This is a genomic window from Streptomyces sp. NPDC060002 (assembly GCF_042737245.1).
In the GTDB taxonomy this organism is placed as follows: domain Bacteria; phylum Actinomycetota; class Actinomycetes; order Streptomycetales; family Streptomycetaceae; genus Streptomyces.
The window spans coordinates 1-18250 of the sequence record NZ_JBHWUW010000043.1 but is presented as its reverse complement, the minus strand read 5'-3'; the positions used below and the strand labels follow the sequence as shown (position 1 = coordinate 18250).

The following is an 18250-nucleotide window of genomic DNA, read 5'->3' as shown; positions in this document are numbered from 1 at the left end:
AGACTCCGGCCGGTTCCGGGGTCTTCTCGGGCTGCGCCGGCTGCCGCTTCGCGGCACGCTTCTCCCGCGCATACTCCGGGCGCCGTACGGCAGGGCCGGGCTCACTCCGCTCTCGGACGTACCAGCCCCGACTCGTACGCGATCACCACGAGCTGCGCCCGGTCGCGGGCGCCCAGCTTGGCCATGGCCCGGTTGACGTGCGTCTTCACGGTGAGCGGGCTGACCTCGAGGCGTTCGGCGATCTCGTCGTTGGAGTGGCCGCCGGCGACCTGCACGAGGACCTCGCGCTCGCGCACGGTGAGCGCGTCCAGCCGGGCCGAGCGGGCCGGGTCGTGGTCGTCGTCCAGCGCGCCGCCCTGGGCCAGGAAGCGGGCGATCAGGCCCTTGGTGGCGGTCGGCGAGAGCAGTGCCTCCCCGCCGGCGGCGACCCGTATCGCGCTCAGCAGCTCCTCCGGCTCACTGCCCTTGCCGAGGAAGCCGGAGGCGCCTGCCCGCAGCGACCGCACCACGTAGTCGTCGACCTCGAAGGTCGTCAGGATGACCACCCTGACATGCGCCAGGGAGGGATCCGCGCTGATCAGCCGGGTCGCGGCGAGGCCGTCCGTGCCGGGCATGCGGATGTCCATCAGGACGACGTCGGCGCGCTCCTCCCTGGCCAGCCGGACCGCCTCGGCGCCGTCGGACGCCTCGCCGACCACCTCCATGTCGGACTCCGAGTCGACGAGCACGCGGAACGCGCTGCGCAGCAGCGCCTGGTCGTCGGCGAGCAGGACACGGATGGTCATGCGTTCTCCCCCGTGGTGGCCGTGCGGGTCTTGACCGGCAGGATCGCATGAACGCGGAAGCCGCCCCCGTAGCGGGGACCGGTGGTGAGGGTGCCGCGCAGGGCGGTGACGCGCTCGCGCATGCCGAGCAGGCCGTGGCCGCCGCCGGCCGCCGGGGGCCCGTCGTCCGTGGGATGCCCGTTGTCGAGGACCGTGACCTCGATGTTCGGTCCTACGCGCACGACGCTGACCTCTGCCTTCGCCTCGGATCCCGCGTGCTTTTGGACGTTGGTGAGCGCTTCCTGGATGACCCGGTAGGCGGCCAGGTCGACGGCGGCCGGGAGCTTGGTCCCGTGGTCGGTGCGGGCCACCTCGACCTGGAGGCCGGCGCTGCGGAAGGTACCGGCCAGTTCGTCGAGCCGGTCCAGGCCGGGTGCGGGTTCGGTGGGCGCCTCGGGGTCGCCGGACTGACGCAGCAGGCCGACCGTGGCCCGCAGTTCGTTGAGCGCGGAGCGGCTGGCCTCGCGGACGTGCGCGAGGGCCTCCTTGGCCTGGTCCGGCCTCTTGTCCATGACGTGCGCGGCGACCCCGGCCTGGACGTTGACCAGGGCGATGTGGTGGGCGACGACGTCGTGCAGGTCGCGGGCGATGCGCAGGCGCTCCTCGGCGACCCGGCGGCGGGCCTCCTCCTCGCGGGTGCGTTCCGCGCGCTCGGCGCGGTCCCGGATGGCCTGGACGACGGCCCGGCGGCTGCGGACCGCGTCGCCGGCGGTGGCGCCGATGCCGGTCCAGGCGAGGATCCCCAGGTTCTCCTGGGCGTACCAGGGCAGCGGTCCGGCGAGCATGGCCGCGCCGGTGAGGACCGTCATGGTGAGCAGGCCGGCGCGCAGGGTGGTGGGGCGGTCGGTGCCGGCGGCGACGGTGAAGAGGGCGATCACGGCGGACATGGCTACGGGGGCCCGGGGATCGCCGGTGACGGACTCGATCACGGAGGCGGCGCCGGTGAGGGCGAGGACCGTCATGGGGGCGCTGCGGCGGAAGACGAGGGCGACGGCGGAGAGGGTCATCAGCAGCAGGCTGAGCGGGTCCGGGCTGCGGATGCTCCAGCTGACGCTGTGCTCTCCGTGCGGATCGACGAAGGAGCCGGCCAGCATGCAGAGGAGTACGCCTGCGGCGAGCGCGGCGTCCAGAGCCAGGGGGTGGGCCTGGAGCCTGCACTCGGCCCGGGAAAGGAGGGTCACTTCGTAGTTACCGTCGCTTTCCTGCCGTAGCCGGGGGCTGCGCCCCCAGATCCCCGCCGTCGGCCCTGAACGGGCCTCGTCCTCGATCGCCGGACGCTGAGATTGCCGTGCACCTGCGCTGAAGAGTCAGCCCGGGATCAGCCCGTCGTCGCTCAGCATCTCCCGGACCTCCTCCAGGCCCGCGTCCGGGGCCGGGAGGATCAGTTCCGAGGGTTCCAGGGCGTCGTCCGGCAGGGGCTCGCCGAGGCGGCGGACAGCCTCCAGGAGGGCGCCGAGGGTTCGGTGGAAGCCGTCCTCGTCGCCGCTCTCCATCTCCGCGAGCAGTTCGTCGTCCAGCGTGTTCAGTTCGACGAGATGGGAGTCGGCCAGCGTCCACTGGCCCTCCCCCATGATCCGAACGATCATGTCGCCCTCCTCGGCTCCGGTCCCCGGCGCCGGGCTACTGCTTGTCGAAGCGCGGGGTGTCCTGCGGCTGCTGCTGGGACTGCGACTGGTTCGCGCCGCCTTCGATGGCCTGCTGCCCGGCCGAGCTGCCTCCGGCGAGCTCGGCCTTCATGCGCTGCAGTTCCAGCTCTACATCCGTACCACCGGAGAGCCGGTCCAGCTCGGCCTGGAGGTCGTCCTTCGCGATGCCCGTCGGGTCGTCCAGGGCGCCGGACGCCATGAGCTCGTCGAGGGCGCCCGCGCGGGCCTGGAGCTGGGCGGTCTTGTCCTCGGCGCGCTGGATGGCCAGGCCGACGTCGCCCATCTCCTCGGAGATGCCGGAGAAGGCCTCGCCGATGCGGGTCTGGGCCTGGGCGGCGGTGTAGGTGGCCTTGATGGTCTCCTTCTTCGTACGGAAGGCGTCCACCTTGGCCTGGAGGCGCTGGGCCGCGAGGGTGAGCTTCTCCTCCTCGCCCTGGAGCGTGGAGTGCTGCGTCTCGAGGTCGGTGACCTGCTGCTGGAGGGCCGCACGGCGGGAGAGCGCCTCGCGGGCGAGGTCCTCACGGCCGAGCGCGAGTGCCTTGCGGCCCTGGTCCTCCAGCTTGGAGGACTGCGACTGCAACTGGTTCAGCTGGAGTTCCAGGCGCTTGCGCGAGGTCGCGACGTCGGCGACGCCGCGGCGGACCTTCTGGAGGAGCTCCAGCTGCTTCTGATACGAGTAGTCGAGGGTTTCGCGCGGGTCCTCGGCCCGGTCAAGGGCCTTGTTCGCCTTCGCGCGGAAGATCATCCCCATACGCTTCATGACACCGCTCATGGGCTTCGCGCGCCCCCTTCTGACGTCCAGCTCCAGCTCTGCGACAGAACCCACAGTACGGGCCCTGCATCCATTGACGCACTGTTCGGGGACGGATGCGCTCATCCCCAAGGACGACTGACCAAGACCTTGCTCCGGCGTAGGGAGTAGGTGACCTTCAGGGTGAGCGATAGGTCACCCTGCGCCCCCTCTTTCCTGCTCCTGTCCCGGTCTGTCCCCTGTACAGACGACCGGTGTTGCCGGATCGTTCCCGTCCGGGCTGGGGTCCGTGCCCGCGAGCGCTTACCCTTGGGTTTTGTGTTCCGTAGCCGTGCCAAGGAAGAGAAGGCCCCCGCCGACAAGGCCGTGGTGACCGACTCCATGCAGCCCCGTGACCCGCAGGCCAAGAAGGGCAGGCCCACGCCCAAGCGCAGTGAGGCCCAGTCCCAGCGCCGCAGCGTCGCCAACACCTCGACGTCCCGCAAGGACGCCGCCAAGCGTCAGCGCAGTGAGCGCCGTGCCCAGATGGACAGGCAGCGCCAGGCGCTGGCCGGCGGGGACGAGCGGTATCTGCCGGTCCGCGACAAGGGCCCCGTGCGCAAGTTCGCGCGCGAGTTCATCGACTCCCGGTTCAACGTGGCGGAGTTCTTCCTGCCGATGGCCGTGGTCATCCTCGTGCTGAGCATGGTGCGGGTGGGCTCGCTCCAGACCATCGCGCTGCTGCTGTGGCTGGTCGTGATCGTGCTGATCGTGCTGGACTCGGTCGTCACGAGCTTCCGGCTGCGCAAGCAGCTCGCCGAGCGCTTCCCCGACCAGAACCGGCGGGGCGCGGTGGCCTACGCGCTGATGCGCTCCCTCCAGATGCGTCGGCTCCGGCTGCCCAAGCCGCAGGTCAAGCGCGGAGCGCGGCCCTGAGCACTGCGGCTTTCTCCGGGGGAGCGGCCGAGGCCTGGCTGAACAGGCTGGGTGGGCTGCGTGACGTCGTACGACAAGAGCTGGTGGCCCGGCAGCTCGACGAGCAGATAACGGGGCGCTACCCGGTCGGGCAGCGGCTGCGGGTGCTGGACGTGGGGATGGGCCAGGGCACGCAGGCGCTGCGGCTGGCCCGGCTCGGCCATCAGGTCACCGGGCTGGAGCGGGACGCGACCATGATCGCCGCGGCCCGTGACGCCCTGTGCGGCGAGCCCGAGGGCATCCGGGAGCGGATGCGGATCATCGAGGGCGACGGCCGGGACACCGGTGTGCACTTCCTGCCCGGCAGTTTCGACGTGGTGCTGTGCCACGGCGTGCTCATGTACGTCGAGGAGCCGGACGCGCTGCTCGCGGGGCTCGCGCGGATGCTGGCTCCGGGCGGGCTGCTGTCGCTGCTGGTGCGCAACGCGGACGCGCTGGCCATGCGGCCGGGCCTGTCCGGCGACTGGGCGGGCGCGCTCGGCGCCTTCGACACCGTCGCGTACCGCAACCGGCTGGGGCTGGACGTACGGGCGGACCGGCTGGTGACGCTGACCGGCGCGCTGGCCGGGATCGGCGCGCCGCTGCAGGCCTGGTACGGCGTGCGGGTCTTCACGGACACGGCGGCGGACGGGACGGAGATCCCGCAGGACCCGCAGCAGCGCGAGAGCCTGCTGTCCGCCGAGGAGCGGGCCGGGCGGACCGATCCCTACCGGCAGGTGGCGGCGCTGCTGCACCTGTGCGGGGTGCGTGGCTGAGCCGGACCGGCGTTCTTCACTCGTCCGGGTGAGCGGTGGCCGGGGTGGCCGTACGGCGACCACCCCGACGGAGGGCTACGCCTCGTTCGCCTGCAGGCTCATCGGGCCGTAGATCTCGGTGGAGTCCTCGAAGAGCCGCACCTGGTCCGCGCCGCCTTCGAGGAGGTCCTTCCACACTTCCCCGATCCAGGACTCGGCGTCCCCCTGCGTGGTGAACTCCTCGGGCTCTACCGCTGGTTGGACCTCCGTCCCGTCGGCCTTCTCGAACCGCCACGTCCATGCCGCCATGTACGCCTCCCAGCTGTGACCACGTGCAGAGCAGAAGCCGGATCTTGGTCCGGCTTCTGCTGTGCAGCCTAGTCGGATGCGCAAGACCTGGTCAGACACGCGAAAATCAGCTCCGTGGAAGTCACTCTGCTCGGTACCGGTGCCCCCGCGGGACTGCCCCGCCCCGACTGCTCCTGCGCCGTGTGCGCGACCTCGCTCGGGGCTGATGCGCGGGCGGCGACCGCGCTGCTCGTCGACGGGGTCCTGTTGCTCGATCTGACGCCGGGTGCGGCGTTCGCGGCCGCGCGGGCCGGCCATTCGCTGGGCGGGGTGCGGCAGGTGCTGCTGACGCATCCGCACGACGGGCCCCCGGTGGAGGTGCCGGCCGGGCTGCCGCGGCCCGGCCGGGCGCCGGACGGTCGGGAGTCGACGCTGCTGACGGGGCATCGGGTACGGGCGGTGGCCATGGACGCGCCCGGCACCGGGTACGCGGTGGCCGGCCCGGACGGGCAGCGGCTGCTGTATCTGCCGCCCGGGGGCGCGCCGGCCGGCCTGGAGGAGGGGTCGGGGCCCGCCGAGCGGTACGACATGGTCCTGGCGGATCTGGTGCGGCGCCCGGACGCGCTGGCGAAGCTGCGGGCGGTGGGTGCGGTGGGGCCGACGACCGATGTGGTCGCCGTCCACCTGGACCATGACGTGCCACCGGGCGCGGAGTTGCGCCGACGGCTCGCGGCGGCGGGCGCGCGGGCGGTGCCGGACGGTTCGACCCTGGTCGTGGGGGTGTACGAGGACGTGCCGGACGTGCCGCGGCGGACGCTGGTGCTGGGCGGGGCCCGGTCGGGGAAGTCGGTGGAGGCGGAACGCCGGCTGGAGTCCTTCCCCGACGTGCTGTACGTCGCGACCGGCGGGACCCGGGGTGGTGACACCGAGTGGGCGTCCCGGGTCGCGGCGCACCGCGTAAGGCGGCCGGGGTCGTGGCGGACCGTGGAGACCTGCGACCTGGTGCCGCTGGCGGCGCGGGACGGCGCCCCGTTGCTGATCGACTGTCTGTCGCTGTGGCTGACGGACGTCATGGACTCCGTCGGGGCGTGGGACGACGCGCGGTGGGCGGACGGCGGCGAACGGGCGCTGCGCGCGCGGGTGGTGGAACTGGCGGAGGCGGTGCGCTCGGCCCGGCGGACCGTCGTCCTGGTCTCCAACGAGGTGGGCTCGGGGATCGTGCCGGCCACGGCGTCGGGCCGGCGGTACCGGGACGAGCTGGGACGGCTGAACGCGGCCGTCGCCGCCGAGTGCGAGGAAGTGGTCCTGGTGGTGGCGGGCCAGGCGCTGGTGCTGCGGGGACCGGTGGCCGGCGCCTGACGGTCAGTTCCTGCGCGCGATGACCTGGTACGCGTTCGAGAAGCGCGTGCGGCGCAGGGCGGGGGCCAGCAGGTGGTCGAGTACGGCGGCCAGGGCGGTCAGGGGCGCGGCCGTCCGGCGCGGCCGGGTCCTGTTCAGGTAGAGCGAGACGGCCGTCGCCAGGTCGTGCGGGCTGTGCGGGGTCCGGCGGTCCGTCACGACGATCTCGCAGCCCTGGGCCTCGAGTTCGGCCCGGAGGTTGGCCAACGGGATCAGGTGGAGGTGGCGGGGCTGGTCGTAGGAGTGCCACCACTTGCCCAGCACGGCCGCGGACGCGCTGGCGGGGTCCGGGAGCTGTACGAGGAGGTGGCCGCCCGGCCGCAGGGCCGTGAGCGCCGCCGCGAGTTCCCGCTTCGGGTCCCGGGTGTGTTCCAGGTGGTGGAGCATGCTGACCACGTCGTAGCGGCCGCGCAGGCGGGACAGGACCTCCGGTGCCGTCAGCGGGCCCAGGTGGGCCTCGTCGAGCCGGCCCGCCGCTCGCGCGCGCTGCACCCTCGGGGTCGGGTCCACCCCGTCGAACGCCGTGTAGGTGAACACCTCCCTCGCCGCCTCGGGGAAGGACGCGTCCCCCGTGCCCACGTCCAGCCAGCTCTCCGGCTCGGGGAAGGGCAGCATCGCCCGGGCCGTCGCCCTGAGGTGCCCGCGGTCGGACCGTTCCTCGCCCTCGGCGCCGTACAGCGCCAGACCCTCGGCGGTCAGGCGGGGGTTCTGGAAGGCGTGCGCGCAGTCCCGGCACTCGTCGACCACGAAGGTGCCCGGCCTGCGGTGGCGCAGGTCCGGTGCGCGCAGCCGGGTGCGCAGGCGCTTCGAGCCGCACCAGGGGCAGTCGTCTCGGCGCGGCTCGTGGACGGGCCTGGGGGGCATGAGCGGCTCCGGGGATGGCATCGAGAGCGAACGACAATTAGCTGCAAAACGGAACGTATGGGATCCCGATCTTGGGCGCAATGACGTCACGCGGGTGGGGTGGCGATGTGGCGCGGAACTGTTCGATCGGTGCCGGTACTGTTCGGCGAATGAGCTCGCTTAATCTCGACGACTTCACCGATCTGATCGAGCGCCCCGACGGTGGGGTGCGCCGCGACGCGGAGGCGCGCCGGGAACGTCAGATCGTGCCGCCCGGATCGCTGGGGCGCCTGGACGACCTGGGTGAGTGGCTGGCGGCGGCGCAGGGCTCGGCGCCCGTCCGGCCGGTCGAGCGGCCGCGGGTGGTGCTGTTCGCCGGCGACCACGGCATCGCCGAGCTCGGCGTATCCGCCCGACCGGCGGGCAGCGCCTCGGAGTTGGTGCGTGAGGTCATCGAGGGCGGCCGTCCGGTCTCCGTGCTCGCCCGCCGCCTCGGCGTGCCCGTGCGCGTCGTGGACATGGCACTGGACTGCGATCCGGACATGTTCCCCGAGGACGTCGTACGCCACCGGGTACGGCGCGGCAGCGGCCGTATCGACATAGAGGACGCGCTGACGCTCGAGGAGGCCGAGGCGGCCTTCCGGGCGGGCGTGGCCGTCGCGGACGAGGAGGCCGACTCCGGCACGGACCTGGTCGTGCTCGGCGACATCAGCGTCGGCGGGACGACGGCCGCGGGTGTGCTGGTGGCCGCGCTGTGCGGGACCGACGCGTCCGTGGTGACCGGGCGGGGCGGCGAGGCGATCGACGACCTGGCGTGGATGCGCAAGTGCGCGGCCGTCCGGGACGCGCTCAGGCGGGCGCGGCCGGTGCTCGGGGAGCAGTTGCAACTGCTGGCGACGGTGGGCGGGGCCGATCTCGCCGCCATGACGGGCTTTCTGCTCCAGTGCGCGGTACGGAAGTTGCCCGTCGTGCTGGACGGCGTCGTGGCCGCAGCCTGCGCGCTCGTCGGGCAGCGGGTCGCGTTCCGGGCGCCGGACTGGTGGCTGGCCGCGCACAAGAGCGGTGAACCGGGACAGGCGAAGGCGCTCGACCGGATGGCCCTGGAACCGCTGCTGGACCAGGGCGTGAAGGTCGGAGAGGGCGCCGGGGCGCTGCTCGCGCTCCCCCTGGTGCAGGCCGCCGCAGCACTGGCGGCGGAACTCCCCGAGAAGCCCGAGAAGCCGGAAGAGCCCGAGGAGCCGGCGGCGTCCGAGGCATCCGGCGCTGCGGAAGCCGGCGAAGCCGCCGACGTTTCCGACGTTTCCGACGTTTCCGACGAGAAGCGGGAAACGGAGTAACCGAGCGGCTCAAAGGGACAGGCGGCACCAAAAGAGCGGATTCCCCCAAGTGCACCCATATGATCACCACTCATGGGCAACACCCGGGGCGCCGCCGCCTTCGCCGTCTGGTACCTGCGTGCCGTCGCGTTCGTCAACTTCCTCAGTGCGGTGTGGGTCTCCCTGGGGCAGGACGTCCGGCGGCACAACCAGGAGAACCTCTTCACGCCGTACCTGCTGACGGCCGGCTTCGCCTCCGGGGTCTTCACCGCGTTCCTGGCCGTCACGATGCGGCGGCGCAAACGGGCCGCGTGGATCCTGAACCTCGGTCTGAGCGGGGCGTTCCTGGCGCTGTTCACGCTGGCCATGGCGTTCCCGGAGATCCGGCGGCACCCGCAGAACTGGGTCTCGCTCGCGCTGACCGCCGTCTTCGTCGTGGCGCTGCTCGCCGGCCGGCGGGAGTTCTACGCGAAGGGCGACCGGTCCAATCCGAGGCTCGCCGCGGCCGTCGGCGCCGGCGGGCTGCTGGGCGCCTCGCTGCTGGCCGCGCTGCTGGTGACCGTCACCAACCGGGCGTCCGCCCCCTCCACCTTCCTCGAACGCTGGCGCTACGGCACGCTGCGGCTGGTCTCCGTGGCCGCCGACGAGTACCGCCTGCCCGGGATCGCCCCGCCCACCTGGGTCGACGTCGCCGTCAACGTGCTGAGCACGGCGCTCGTCCTCGTCGTCCTGTACGCCGCCTTCCGCTCCCGGCGGGCCGTCGACCCGCTCACCGAGGACGACGAGAAACGGCTGCGGGAGCTCCTCGACCGGCACGGTGAGCGGGACTCGCTCGGCTACTTCGCGCTGCGGCGGGAGAAGAGCGTGTGCTGGTCGCCCACGGGCAAGGCGGCCGTCGCCTACCGCGTCGTCGGCGGGGTGTCGCTGGCCTCCGGGGACCCGCTCGGGGATCCGGAGGCCTGGCCGGGGGCGATCGTGCCGTGGCTCGCCGAGGCGCGGGCGCACGGGTGGATCCCGGCGGTGATGGGCGCGAGCGAGGAGGCCGGGACCGTCTACGCCCGGCACGGACTGGACGCGCTGGAGCTCGGGGACGAGGCCCTGGTCGAGGTCGCCGAGTTCACCCTCGAGGGGCGGGCCATGCGGACCGTCCGGCAGGCCTACAACCGGGTCCGGCGGGCCGGGTACACGGTGCGGGTACGACGGCACGAGGACATCCCGGCCGGCGAGATGGCATCGCTGCTCCGACGCGCCGACGACTGGCGCGACGGGGCCACCGAGCGCGGGTTCAGCATGGCGCTGGGGCGGCTCGGGGACCCGGAGGACGGGCGCTGCGTGATGCTGGAGTGCGCCGACGCCCGCGGTGAACTGCGGGGCCTGCTCTCCTTCGTGCCCTGGGGACCGCACGGGCTGTCCCTCGACCTGATGCGCCGGGACCGCGACTGCGACAACGGGCTGACGGAGTTCATGGTCATCGAACTGCTCCGGCGCGCCCGGGAGGAGCGGGAGGGCCGGGGAAGCCGGGGACACGGGGAAGACGGCGCAGACCGGGGAGACGGGGGAGACCCGGCGGTCCTGATCACGCAGGTCTCGCTGAACTTCGCCGTGTTCCGCTCGGTCTTCGAACGGGGCGCGCGCCTCGGCGCCGGACCGGTGCTGAGGCTGTGGCGGTCGCTGCTCTGCTTCTTCTCCCGGTGGTGGCAGATCGAGTCGCTGTACCGCGCCAACGCCAAGTACCGGCCCATCTGGGAACCCCGTTTCCTGCTCTTCGAGAAGAGCGCGGACCTGCCCCGCATCGGTGTCGCGTCGGCGCGGGCGGAGGGATTCCTGGAGGCGCCGGGGCTGCCCGGGTGGCTGCGCCGGGGGCGCCTGGAGACCCACCGGTGAACGCGGTCGCCCGCCGGGCCCGCGCCGAATGGGGGCCGCTGTACGAGGCCGTACGCGCCCCCCTGGTGCGGCGGCGGTGGCGGGCGGTCCCGATGACCCTCGGGGCGGTGTGTCTGACGTCGGTGACCCAGGTCGTGCAGAACCGGCCGTGGGGCTACGGGCCGGTCCAGGCGGTCGGAGCGGTACGGGCCGAGGACCCCCTGGGGCTCGCCCTGCTGCGCACCCCCCTGTCCCTGTTCGTGCCCGCGCTGGACCTGCCGGTCTGGGGCGCCCTCGCGCAGATCCTGCTGGTGTTCGGGATCGCGGAGCTCTGCCTGGGCTGGTGGCGGACCCTTGTCATCGCCTACGCCGCCACGCTCGCCGGCACCCTGTACGCGCGCGTGGGCATCGCCCTCGGCCCCGGCAGCCCGCTCGGCCTGCCCGCCGCCGACGCCCGGATCGTGGACACCGGCCCGTCGGCGGCCGTGGTCGGCCTCGCGGTGTTCCTGGGCTGGCGCTACCGCGCCTATGTGACGGCGGGGGTGGTGATCGTCGCGATGGTGGTGGAGGTCCTGCTGAAGGACAACCTGGCGGGCAAGGAGCATCTGGCGGCGATCGCCGCGGTGCTGGTGCTGTGCGCGGCGGCGGAGACACGCGGGCGCACCCGGGGGCCAGGGCGGCCCGCCCGGGGGCCGCGGGGCGGCACCGGTGCACGGCTCCGCCGGGGGAAGCGGGGCGGCGGTACCGGTTCGCGGCCGCGCCACGGGGCGCGACCGGCCACGAAGCCCCGCAGCCGCCGTACCGCCCACACGTCCGTTCCGGACCGGGTCACTCAGTTCCGCTCCTCGGACTGAGCGAGCTCCGCGGTCGTCTTCCCGCCCAGCCAGTCCCCCACCATCCGGCGCGGCCCCGCCCAGCGGCGGTCGTGGCGGTAGGCCCGCAGCACCGCCTTCGCCCGGGCCCGCGGCCGCCGCCGGTAGAGCCGGCGGGCCCACGGCGAGCCGGGCCTGGCCACCCGTACCAGGCCCACCAGCCCCAGGAACGGGATGAAGACACTGAACACGGCCATCTTGGCCTTGCCCTTGCTCAGCACCGCCAGGGAGAACAGGAAGTTGAGCACGACGGTCGAGACGACGCTGCCCCGGTCCTGGAGCTCGTCCTGGGTCATGTCGTTGACACCGAACGGCGAGAAGCCCACCAGCAGCAGTCCGCCCAGCGCCGCCGTGAGGACCACGGCCTCCACGCTCTTGCGGCCCGCCTCGGTCCAGTACACGTCGTCGAGATGCAGGATCAGCGCGAACTCGTCGAGGACCAGGCCCGTGCCGATACCGAAGACCACCGCGAAGGCGACCGCCCCGAAGCCGTACCGGCCGCTCGCGACCGCGCCGAAACCGCCCGCGACGGTCAGGACGACGCCGGGGACCACATGGTGGATGTGCACCCCGCCGGAGCTGATGTTGCCGAAGGGGCCCTTGCCCGCCCGGATGAGGCGCGTGATGACCCGGGTGATCAGAAAGGTGAGGACGAACGCGGTCAGCGCGACGAGCAGCGGGACCTTGCCCGGTTCGACGATGTTGCGCTGCACCCACTGGCCCATGTCACCAGTCTCCCGGGGCGGGGGGCGGGCTGCCTCGCGGGCGGGGCGTCCGGGCTAGTCTGCCGCCGTGTCCACGACCTCGCCCTTCGACGGCCTCCGCTTCGCCTTCGGCACCCTCACCGTGCTCCCGGTCAGGGTGACCCGCTGGGACCGGGAGGCCGCGCGCGGGGGCATGCTCAACGCCCCGGTGGTGGGGCTGGTCGTCGGCGGCTGCGCGGCCGGGCTCGGCCTGCTGCTGCTGTACCTGGGCGCGAGCCCGCTGCTCGCCGCCGTCGCCTCCGCCGCCGTGCCCGCCGTCCTCACCCGCGGTCTGCACCTCGACGGGCTGGCCGACACCGCGGACGGGCTCGGCAGCGGCAAGCCCGCCGAGGACGCGCTGCGGATCATGAAGCAGTCCGACATCGGCCCGTTCGGCGTGCTCACGCTGCTCCTCGTGCTGCTCGCCCAGGTGGCCGCGCTGACGCAGCTCTACGACACCTCGTGGGCGCTGGGCGCGGTGGCCGCCGTCGTCTCGGCGGCCACCGCCCGGCTGGCGCTGACCCTGGCGGCCCGCGCCGGGGTGCCGGCCGCGAGGCCGGAGGGGCTGGGGGCGGCGGTCGCCGGTGTGGTCCCGGTGCGGGGCGCGGTGCTCACCGCGGTCGCCGTCACGCTCGCGGCGGCGGTCGCGGGAGCGTGGTGCGGACCGTACGAGGGCGGCGTCGTCGTCCTGATCGGACACGTCGAGCCCGGCGCCCTCTTCGAGCCGTACGACGCCGTCCAGCCGGCGCTCGCGGTCCTCGCCGCCCTCGCCGTCGCCGAACTGCTGCTGCGCCACTGCGACCGGCGCTTCGGCGGGGTCACCGGCGACGTCTTCGGCGGCTTGGCGGAGACGGCGGCGACCACCGCGCTCGTGGTGTTCTGCCTGGGGCGCTAGAGAGCTAGCACGCCTCCCGCCACACCCCCAGCTCGTACTTCTTCAGCAGTGAACTCAGGCGCAGCCGACGGGAGTCGGCGCAGAACTCGCTCGTGGGGAGTTCGTACTCGACGTGGAAGACGGCCTTGCCCGCCTCGATGAAGGGGGTCAGGTCCGCGCACTCGTCGTACTGGGCGCACTGTTCGTTGACCGCGAAGTCGAAGTCGTCGACGAGTTCGGGGATCTGGTCGAGGTCGTTCTTCAGGCCGGCCGACATGCCCCGGTCGTGGGCGAGTTCGGCGATGAGGCGGTTGTAGCGGAGCTGGTCGGCGGCGGTGACCGGGAAGCCCGTGGTGTTCTTGTAGCCGTCCATGTTGTCCGGCTCGACCGCGTCGAAGCCCTTCTCGCGGCACATGTCGAGGCGGGCCGCCATCAACGGCTCTAGGACGTCCAAAGCGCGGATGTCGAGCCAGCGTTCGCCCTCCCAGCCGTTGCCCTTGCCGATCACGGACGCGGGGAACTTCGCCGCGTCCGGGCGCCAGTCCTCCCAGGCGCCGGTGGAGAGGTAGCAGATGACCTTGCGGCCGTCGTCGTGCAGGCCGGCGACCGTGGCCGCGGTGTGGTCGAAGCCGTCGATGTCGTAGACCGGCACGTCCACGGCGGTGTCCAGACGGCCACTCAGCTGCCACTGCCAGCCGATGCCGGGCGCCGGCTGCCAGAGCTCGCCGTCCGCCGTCCCTGCGCCCGCCTCGTCCGGCCGGTCGTCCCGCCCGCCGTCCGGCGCCGTGGCGCAGCCCGCCAACAGCAGGGCGAGCAGGGGCGACAACAGGGTCGGGCGTCTCACCGGGCGGGCTCCAGGTCGTTCGGCGGCTTACCCGACGATGATCGCCCATGTCCGCCGCCCGCCGTCTCCCCACCCGAGGGGTGTGACCCGGCTCATGGAATGCGAGGATCGAGAAGTGGCTACGACGCCACCGACAGGTGAACACGCGCGTGCGTGAGCGACCGCGCACGCACGCGTACGCTCATTCCGGGATTCGCCACGCCGGTTCGCCGCGCCGGTGAGGCGCACCCCCGGATACGACCGCACCCATGACCCGGATCTAGGGTCGGCTGTCGGGCCCGGTCGACCCACACATTCCGGCCACCGCAACTCCACATCGGAAGCGAGATTTCACCACCGTGACTGCTCTCACTCTCAGCACCGCCGCGGCGCCCGGCCTCCGGGCCGACGCGATCGTGATCGGTGTCGCCAAGGGCGCGAAAGGCCCGATCGTTGCCCCAGGCGCCGAAGCCCTCGACAAGGCCTACGACGGCAGGCTCGCCGGCATCCTGGAAACCCTCGGTGCCTCCGGGGCCGAGGGCGAGGTGACCAAACTGCCCGCCCCGGCCGGTTTCAAGGCACCGCTCGTGCTCGCGGTGGGGCTCGGCCAGGAACCCGAGACGGACGCCGGCTTCGACCCCGAGGTGCTGCGCAAGGCGGCCGGCGCGGCCGCCCGCACCCTCACCGGCGCCAAGAAGGCGGCCTTCGCCCTGCCGGTGACCGACGCCGCGGACATCGGCGCGATCGGCGAGGGCGTGGTGCTCGGCGCGTACTCCTTCGACACGTACAAGCAGAGCGGCAACGATGCCAAGGCCAAGAACGGCAAGGCACCGCTCGCCGAGGCCGCCCTGCTCGGCGGGAAGCCGCGCGACGCCGCCCACAAGGCCGCGCTGCTGCGTGCCGCCGCCGTCGGCGAGGAGCTCAACCGCGCCCGCGACCTGATCAACATGCCGCCGAACGACCTCGACCCCGAGGCGTTCGCCGCTCTCGCCCAGCAGGCGGCCAAGGAGCACGGCATCAAGGTGACGGTGCTCGACGAGAAGGCCCTCGCCAAGGGCGGCTACGGCGGCATCCTCGGCGTCGGCTCCGGCTCGGCCTCGGCCCCGCGTCTGGTGAAGCTCTCCTACACCTCCTCCAAGGCCAAGAAGAACCTCGCCTTCGTCGGCAAGGGCATCACCTACGACTCGGGCGGCATCTCGCTGAAGCCGGCCGGGCACAACGAGACGATGAAGTGCGACATGAGCGGTGCGGCGGCGGTCTTCGCCGCGGTCGTCGCCGCCGCGCGGCTCGGGCTCGAGGTGAACGTCACCGGATGGCTGGCGCTGGCCGAGAACATGCCGTCCGGCTCCGCCACCCGCCCGGGTGACGTGCTGCGCATGTACAGCGGCAAGACCGTCGAGGTCCTCAACACGGACGCCGAGGGCCGCCTGGTCCTCGCGGACGCGCTGTGGGCGGCCTCCGCGGAGAAGCCGGACGCCATCGTCGACGTCGCGACCCTGACCGGCGCGATGATGCTGGCGCTGGGCAGCCGGACCTTCGGGATCATGGCGAACGACGACGCGTTCCGCTCCGTGCTGCACGAGGCCGCCGAGGAGGTCGGTGAGCCGGCGTGGCCGATGCCGCTGCCGGAGCACCTGCGCAAGGGCATGGACTCCAGCGTCGCGGACATCGCGAACATGGGTGAGCGGATGGGCGGCGGGCTGGTGGCCGGTCTCTTCCTGCGCGAGTTCGTGGGCGAGGGGATCACCTGGGCGCACCTGGACATCGCCGGACCGGCGTTCAACGAGGGCGGGCCCTTCGGGTACACGCCGAAGGGCGGCACCGGTACCGCTGTGCGGACGCTGGTGCGACTGGCCGAGCTGACCGCCTCCGGCGACCTGGGCTAGTCCCTCCGGGAGAAGGGGACTGTGCGCCTGATCACTCCGGTCCGTCCGTCATGTGGCGGGTGCGGGCCGAATGTGGCCGGTCGCGCAGTCCCCGGACCCCCGGGCGGGGCCGGTCCCCCATGTCACAAGTGAGCGTGGGGTGTCTCACACCCCGGCCCCGCGTCTCGTTCGCCTCCCGCAAGTGCGAAGATGGGCCTCGGCAGGACAGGGCCCCCACCACAGGGCCGGAGAAAGAGCGGCCGGACACCAGCCGCCGGCGGTCAGCGACGACCGGCGCACGGCACACATGCATGGAGGACGTGACGTGGCGAACGACGCCAGCACCGTTTTCGACCTAGTGATCCTCGGCGGTGGTAGTGGCGGTTACGCCGCGGCCCTGCGCGGGGCGCAGCTGGGCCTGGACGTCGCCCTGATCGAGAAGGACAAGGTCGGCGGCACCTGCCTGCACCGGGGTTGCATCCCCACCAAGGCCCTGCTGCACGCGGGCGAGATCGCCGACCAGGCCCGCGAGAGCGAGCAGTTCGGCGTCAAGGCCACCTTCGAGGGCATCGACGTCCCCGCCGTCCACAAGTACAAGGACGGTGTCGTCTCCGGTCTGTACAAGGGCCTTCAGGGGCTGATCGCGTCCCGCAAGGTGACGTACATCGAGGGTGAGGGCCGTCTGTCCTCCCCGACCTCCGTCGACGTGGGCGGACAGCGCGTCCAGGGCCGCCATGTGCTGCTCGCGACCGGCTCCGTGCCGAAGTCGCTGCCGGGCCTGGAGATCGACGGCGACCGGATCATCTCCTCGGACCACGCCCTCGTGCTGGACCGCGTGCCGAAGTCCGCGATCATCCTGGGCGGCGGCGTCATCGGCGTCGAGTTCGCCTCGGCGTGGAAGTCCTTCGGCTCCGACATCACGATCATCGAGGGCCTCAAGCACCTCGCTCCTCTCGAGGACGAGAACTCCTCCAAGCTTCTTGAGCGCGCGTTCCGCAAGCGCGGCATCAAGTTCAACCTGGGCACCTTCTTCTCCAAGGCCGAGTACACCGCCGACGGCGTCAAGGTCACGCTGGCCGACGGCAAGGAGTTCGAGGCCGAGCTCCTGCTGGTCGCGGTGGGCCGCGGGCCCGTCTCCGCCGGTCTCGGCTACGAGGAGCAGGGCGTCGCCACGGACCGCGGCTACGTCCTGGTCGACGAGTACATGCGTACCAACGTCCCGACCATCTCCGCCGTCGGCGACCTGGTCCCGACCCTCCAGCTCGCGCACGTCGGCTTCGCCGAGGGCATGCTGGTCGCGGAGCGTCTGGCCGGTCAGAAGGTCGTCCCGATCGACTACGACGGTGTCCCCCGGGTGACGTACTGCCACCCCGAGGTGGCCTCCGTGGGCATCACCGAGGCCAAGGCCAAGGAGATCTACGGTGCGGACAAGGTCGTCGCTCTGAAGTACAACCTCGCGGGCAACGGCAAGAGCAAGATCCTCAACACCGCGGGCGAGATCAAGCTCGTCCAGGTGAAGGACGGTGCCGTGGTCGGCGTCCACATGGTCGGCGACCGCATGGGCGAGCAGGTCGGCGAAGCCCAGCTGATCTACAACTGGGAGGCGCTGCCCGCCGAGGTCGCGCAGCTCATCCACGCCCACCCGACGCAGAACGAGGCGCTCGGAGAGGCCCACCTGGCCCTGGCGGGCAAGCCGCTGCACTCGCACGACTGACCCTCGGTCGACTAAGCGACGACTCAGACTTCCGCAATTCGTAAGGAGCAACCGAAACCATGGCGGTTTCCGTAACCCTTCCGGCGCTCGGCGAGAGCGTCACCGAGGGCACTGTCACCCGCTGGCTGAAGGCCGAGGGTGAGCGCGTCGAGGCCGACGAGCCCCTGCTCGAGGTCTCGACCGACAAGGTCGACACCGAGATCCCCTCCCCCGCCGCCGGCATCCTGGCCTCCATCAAGGTCGCCGAGGACGAGACGGTCGAGGTCGGCGCCGAGCTGGCCGTCATCGACGACGGCACCGGCGCCCCGGCCGCCGCCCCGGCTCCGGCCGCCGAGGAGGTCGCGCCTCCGGCTCCCGAGCCGGCCCCGGCCGCCCAGCCCTCCACCGAGCAGGCGGCCCCGGCCCCGGCTCCCACCGCCGAGGCCGCCACCGGCGGCGGCTCCGCCGAGGGCACGGACGTCGTCCTGCCCGCCCTCGGCGAGTCCGTCACCGAGGGCACCGTCACCCGCTGGCTGAAGCAGGTCGGCGAGGAGGTCACGGAGGACGAGCCGCTGCTCGAGGTCTCGACCGACAAGGTCGACACCGAGATCCCGGCGCCCGTCTCCGGTGTGCTGCTCGAGATCACGGTCGGCGAGGACGAGACCGCCGAGGTCGGCGCCAAGCTCGCCGTCATCGGCGCCCCGGGCGCGGCTCCGGCCGCCGCCCCGGCCCCGGCTCCCGCCGCTCCGGCCCCGGCCCCCGC

At 72.7% G+C, this 18250-nt stretch carries 18 protein-coding genes; 10 read left to right on the top strand and 8 right to left on the bottom strand.

Annotation, left to right across the window (positions count from 1 at the left end; genetic code table 11):
- Positions 1-101 precede the first annotated feature (101 nt).
- From ACFWBD_RS30055 to ACFWBD_RS30040, 4 genes are all read right to left on the bottom strand, one after another.
- Entirely contained in the window at positions 102-785 is a 684-nt protein-coding gene (locus tag ACFWBD_RS30055; protein WP_385673468.1) for a response regulator, read from the bottom strand.
- Positions 782-2005 (bottom strand): sensor histidine kinase, encoded by a 1224-nt coding sequence (locus ACFWBD_RS30050; RefSeq protein ID WP_385673465.1) that lies wholly within the window; start codon positions 2003-2005, stop codon positions 782-784. The genes ACFWBD_RS30055 and ACFWBD_RS30050 overlap by 4 nt, the downstream gene beginning before the upstream one ends.
- Before the next feature lie 126 nt (positions 2006-2131).
- Complete coding sequence (locus ACFWBD_RS30045; RefSeq protein WP_385673462.1) at positions 2132-2410, bottom strand: hypothetical protein; 279 nt, start codon at positions 2408-2410, stop codon at positions 2132-2134.
- 34 nt (positions 2411-2444) lie between these two features.
- Positions 2445-3221 (bottom strand): PspA/IM30 family protein, encoded by a 777-nt coding sequence (locus tag ACFWBD_RS30040; RefSeq protein ID WP_385673602.1) that lies wholly within the window; start codon positions 3219-3221, stop codon positions 2445-2447.
- 318 nt (positions 3222-3539) lie between these two features.
- Between ACFWBD_RS30040 and ACFWBD_RS30035 the strand changes: the two genes are divergently transcribed.
- Together ACFWBD_RS30035 and ACFWBD_RS30030 are read left to right on the top strand one after the other, a co-directional pair.
- Positions 3540-4136: a DUF3043 domain-containing protein gene (locus ACFWBD_RS30035; protein WP_385673459.1), complete on the top strand. Its 597-nt coding sequence runs from the start codon at positions 3540-3542 to the stop codon at positions 4134-4136.
- Positions 4137-4219: 83 nt separating this feature from the next.
- Positions 4220-4930: a class I SAM-dependent methyltransferase gene (locus ACFWBD_RS30030; RefSeq protein WP_385673456.1), complete on the top strand. Its 711-nt coding sequence runs from the start codon at positions 4220-4222 to the stop codon at positions 4928-4930.
- Between the two features lie 75 nt (positions 4931-5005).
- Here ACFWBD_RS30030 and ACFWBD_RS30025 read toward each other — a convergent pair whose 3' ends face one another.
- On the bottom strand, positions 5006-5218 hold the full coding sequence (locus tag ACFWBD_RS30025; RefSeq protein ID WP_351752783.1) for a hypothetical protein: 213 nt from the start codon (positions 5216-5218) through the stop codon (positions 5006-5008).
- A 114-nt stretch (positions 5219-5332) separates the two neighbouring features.
- Here ACFWBD_RS30025 and ACFWBD_RS30020 point away from each other — a divergent pair, with 114 nt between their 5' ends.
- Positions 5333-6556: a bifunctional adenosylcobinamide kinase/adenosylcobinamide-phosphate guanylyltransferase gene (locus ACFWBD_RS30020; RefSeq protein WP_385673452.1), complete on the top strand. Its 1224-nt coding sequence runs from the start codon at positions 5333-5335 to the stop codon at positions 6554-6556.
- Positions 6557-6559: 3 nt separating this feature from the next.
- Here ACFWBD_RS30020 and ACFWBD_RS30015 read toward each other — a convergent pair whose 3' ends face one another.
- Positions 6560-7459 (bottom strand): class I SAM-dependent methyltransferase, encoded by a 900-nt coding sequence (locus ACFWBD_RS30015; RefSeq protein WP_385673449.1) that lies wholly within the window; start codon positions 7457-7459, stop codon positions 6560-6562.
- 149 nt (positions 7460-7608) lie between these two features.
- On the opposite strand from ACFWBD_RS30015, the gene cobT reads away from it, so the two are divergent.
- From cobT to ACFWBD_RS30000, 3 genes are all read left to right on the top strand, one after another.
- A complete protein-coding gene (gene cobT / locus ACFWBD_RS30010) occupies positions 7609-8775 on the top strand; it encodes a nicotinate-nucleotide--dimethylbenzimidazole phosphoribosyltransferase (RefSeq protein WP_385673446.1) in 1167 nt (388 codons plus the stop codon).
- Positions 8776-8847: 72 nt separating this feature from the next.
- Positions 8848-10638 (top strand): phosphatidylglycerol lysyltransferase domain-containing protein, encoded by a 1791-nt coding sequence (locus ACFWBD_RS30005; RefSeq protein ID WP_385673444.1) that lies wholly within the window; start codon positions 8848-8850, stop codon positions 10636-10638.
- Positions 10635-11471, top strand: a complete 837-nt coding sequence (locus ACFWBD_RS30000) for a hypothetical protein (RefSeq protein WP_385673441.1) — start codon at positions 10635-10637, stop codon at positions 11469-11471. The genes ACFWBD_RS30005 and ACFWBD_RS30000 overlap by 4 nt, the downstream gene beginning before the upstream one ends.
- Here ACFWBD_RS30000 and ACFWBD_RS29995 read toward each other — a convergent pair.
- Positions 11450-12214: a hypothetical protein gene (locus tag ACFWBD_RS29995; protein WP_385673438.1), complete on the bottom strand. Its 765-nt coding sequence runs from the start codon at positions 12212-12214 to the stop codon at positions 11450-11452. The two genes, ACFWBD_RS30000 and ACFWBD_RS29995, sit on opposite strands and share 22 nt — an antisense overlap.
- 67 nt (positions 12215-12281) lie before the next feature.
- On the opposite strand from ACFWBD_RS29995, the gene ACFWBD_RS29990 reads away from it, so the two are divergent.
- Positions 12282-13127 carry an adenosylcobinamide-GDP ribazoletransferase gene (locus tag ACFWBD_RS29990; protein ID WP_385673435.1) on the top strand — a complete coding sequence of 282 codons (846 nt, stop codon included), beginning with the start codon at positions 12282-12284 and terminating at the stop codon, positions 13125-13127.
- Between the two features lie 4 nt (positions 13128-13131).
- Here the strand turns inward: ACFWBD_RS29990 and ACFWBD_RS29985 are convergent, their stop codons facing one another.
- Positions 13132-13950 carry an endo alpha-1,4 polygalactosaminidase gene (locus ACFWBD_RS29985; RefSeq protein ID WP_385673432.1) on the bottom strand — a complete coding sequence of 273 codons (819 nt, stop codon included), beginning with the start codon at positions 13948-13950 and terminating at the stop codon, positions 13132-13134.
- A 338-nt stretch (positions 13951-14288) separates the two neighbouring features.
- On the opposite strand from ACFWBD_RS29985, the gene ACFWBD_RS29980 reads away from it, so the two are divergent.
- The 3 genes from ACFWBD_RS29980 to ACFWBD_RS29970 all read left to right on the top strand — a co-directional run.
- The gene (locus ACFWBD_RS29980) at positions 14289-15815 is read left to right on the top strand and encodes a leucyl aminopeptidase (RefSeq protein ID WP_385673428.1); all 1527 of its coding nucleotides are present in this window, start codon (positions 14289-14291) and stop codon (positions 15813-15815) included.
- Between the two features lie 304 nt (positions 15816-16119).
- Entirely contained in the window at positions 16120-17508 is a 1389-nt protein-coding gene (lpdA, locus tag ACFWBD_RS29975; protein WP_385673425.1) for a dihydrolipoyl dehydrogenase, read from the top strand.
- A gap of 59 nt (positions 17509-17567) precedes the next feature.
- On the top strand, positions 17568-18250 hold a 683-nt coding region (locus tag ACFWBD_RS29970; RefSeq protein WP_385673422.1), incomplete at its 3' end, for a biotin/lipoyl-containing protein.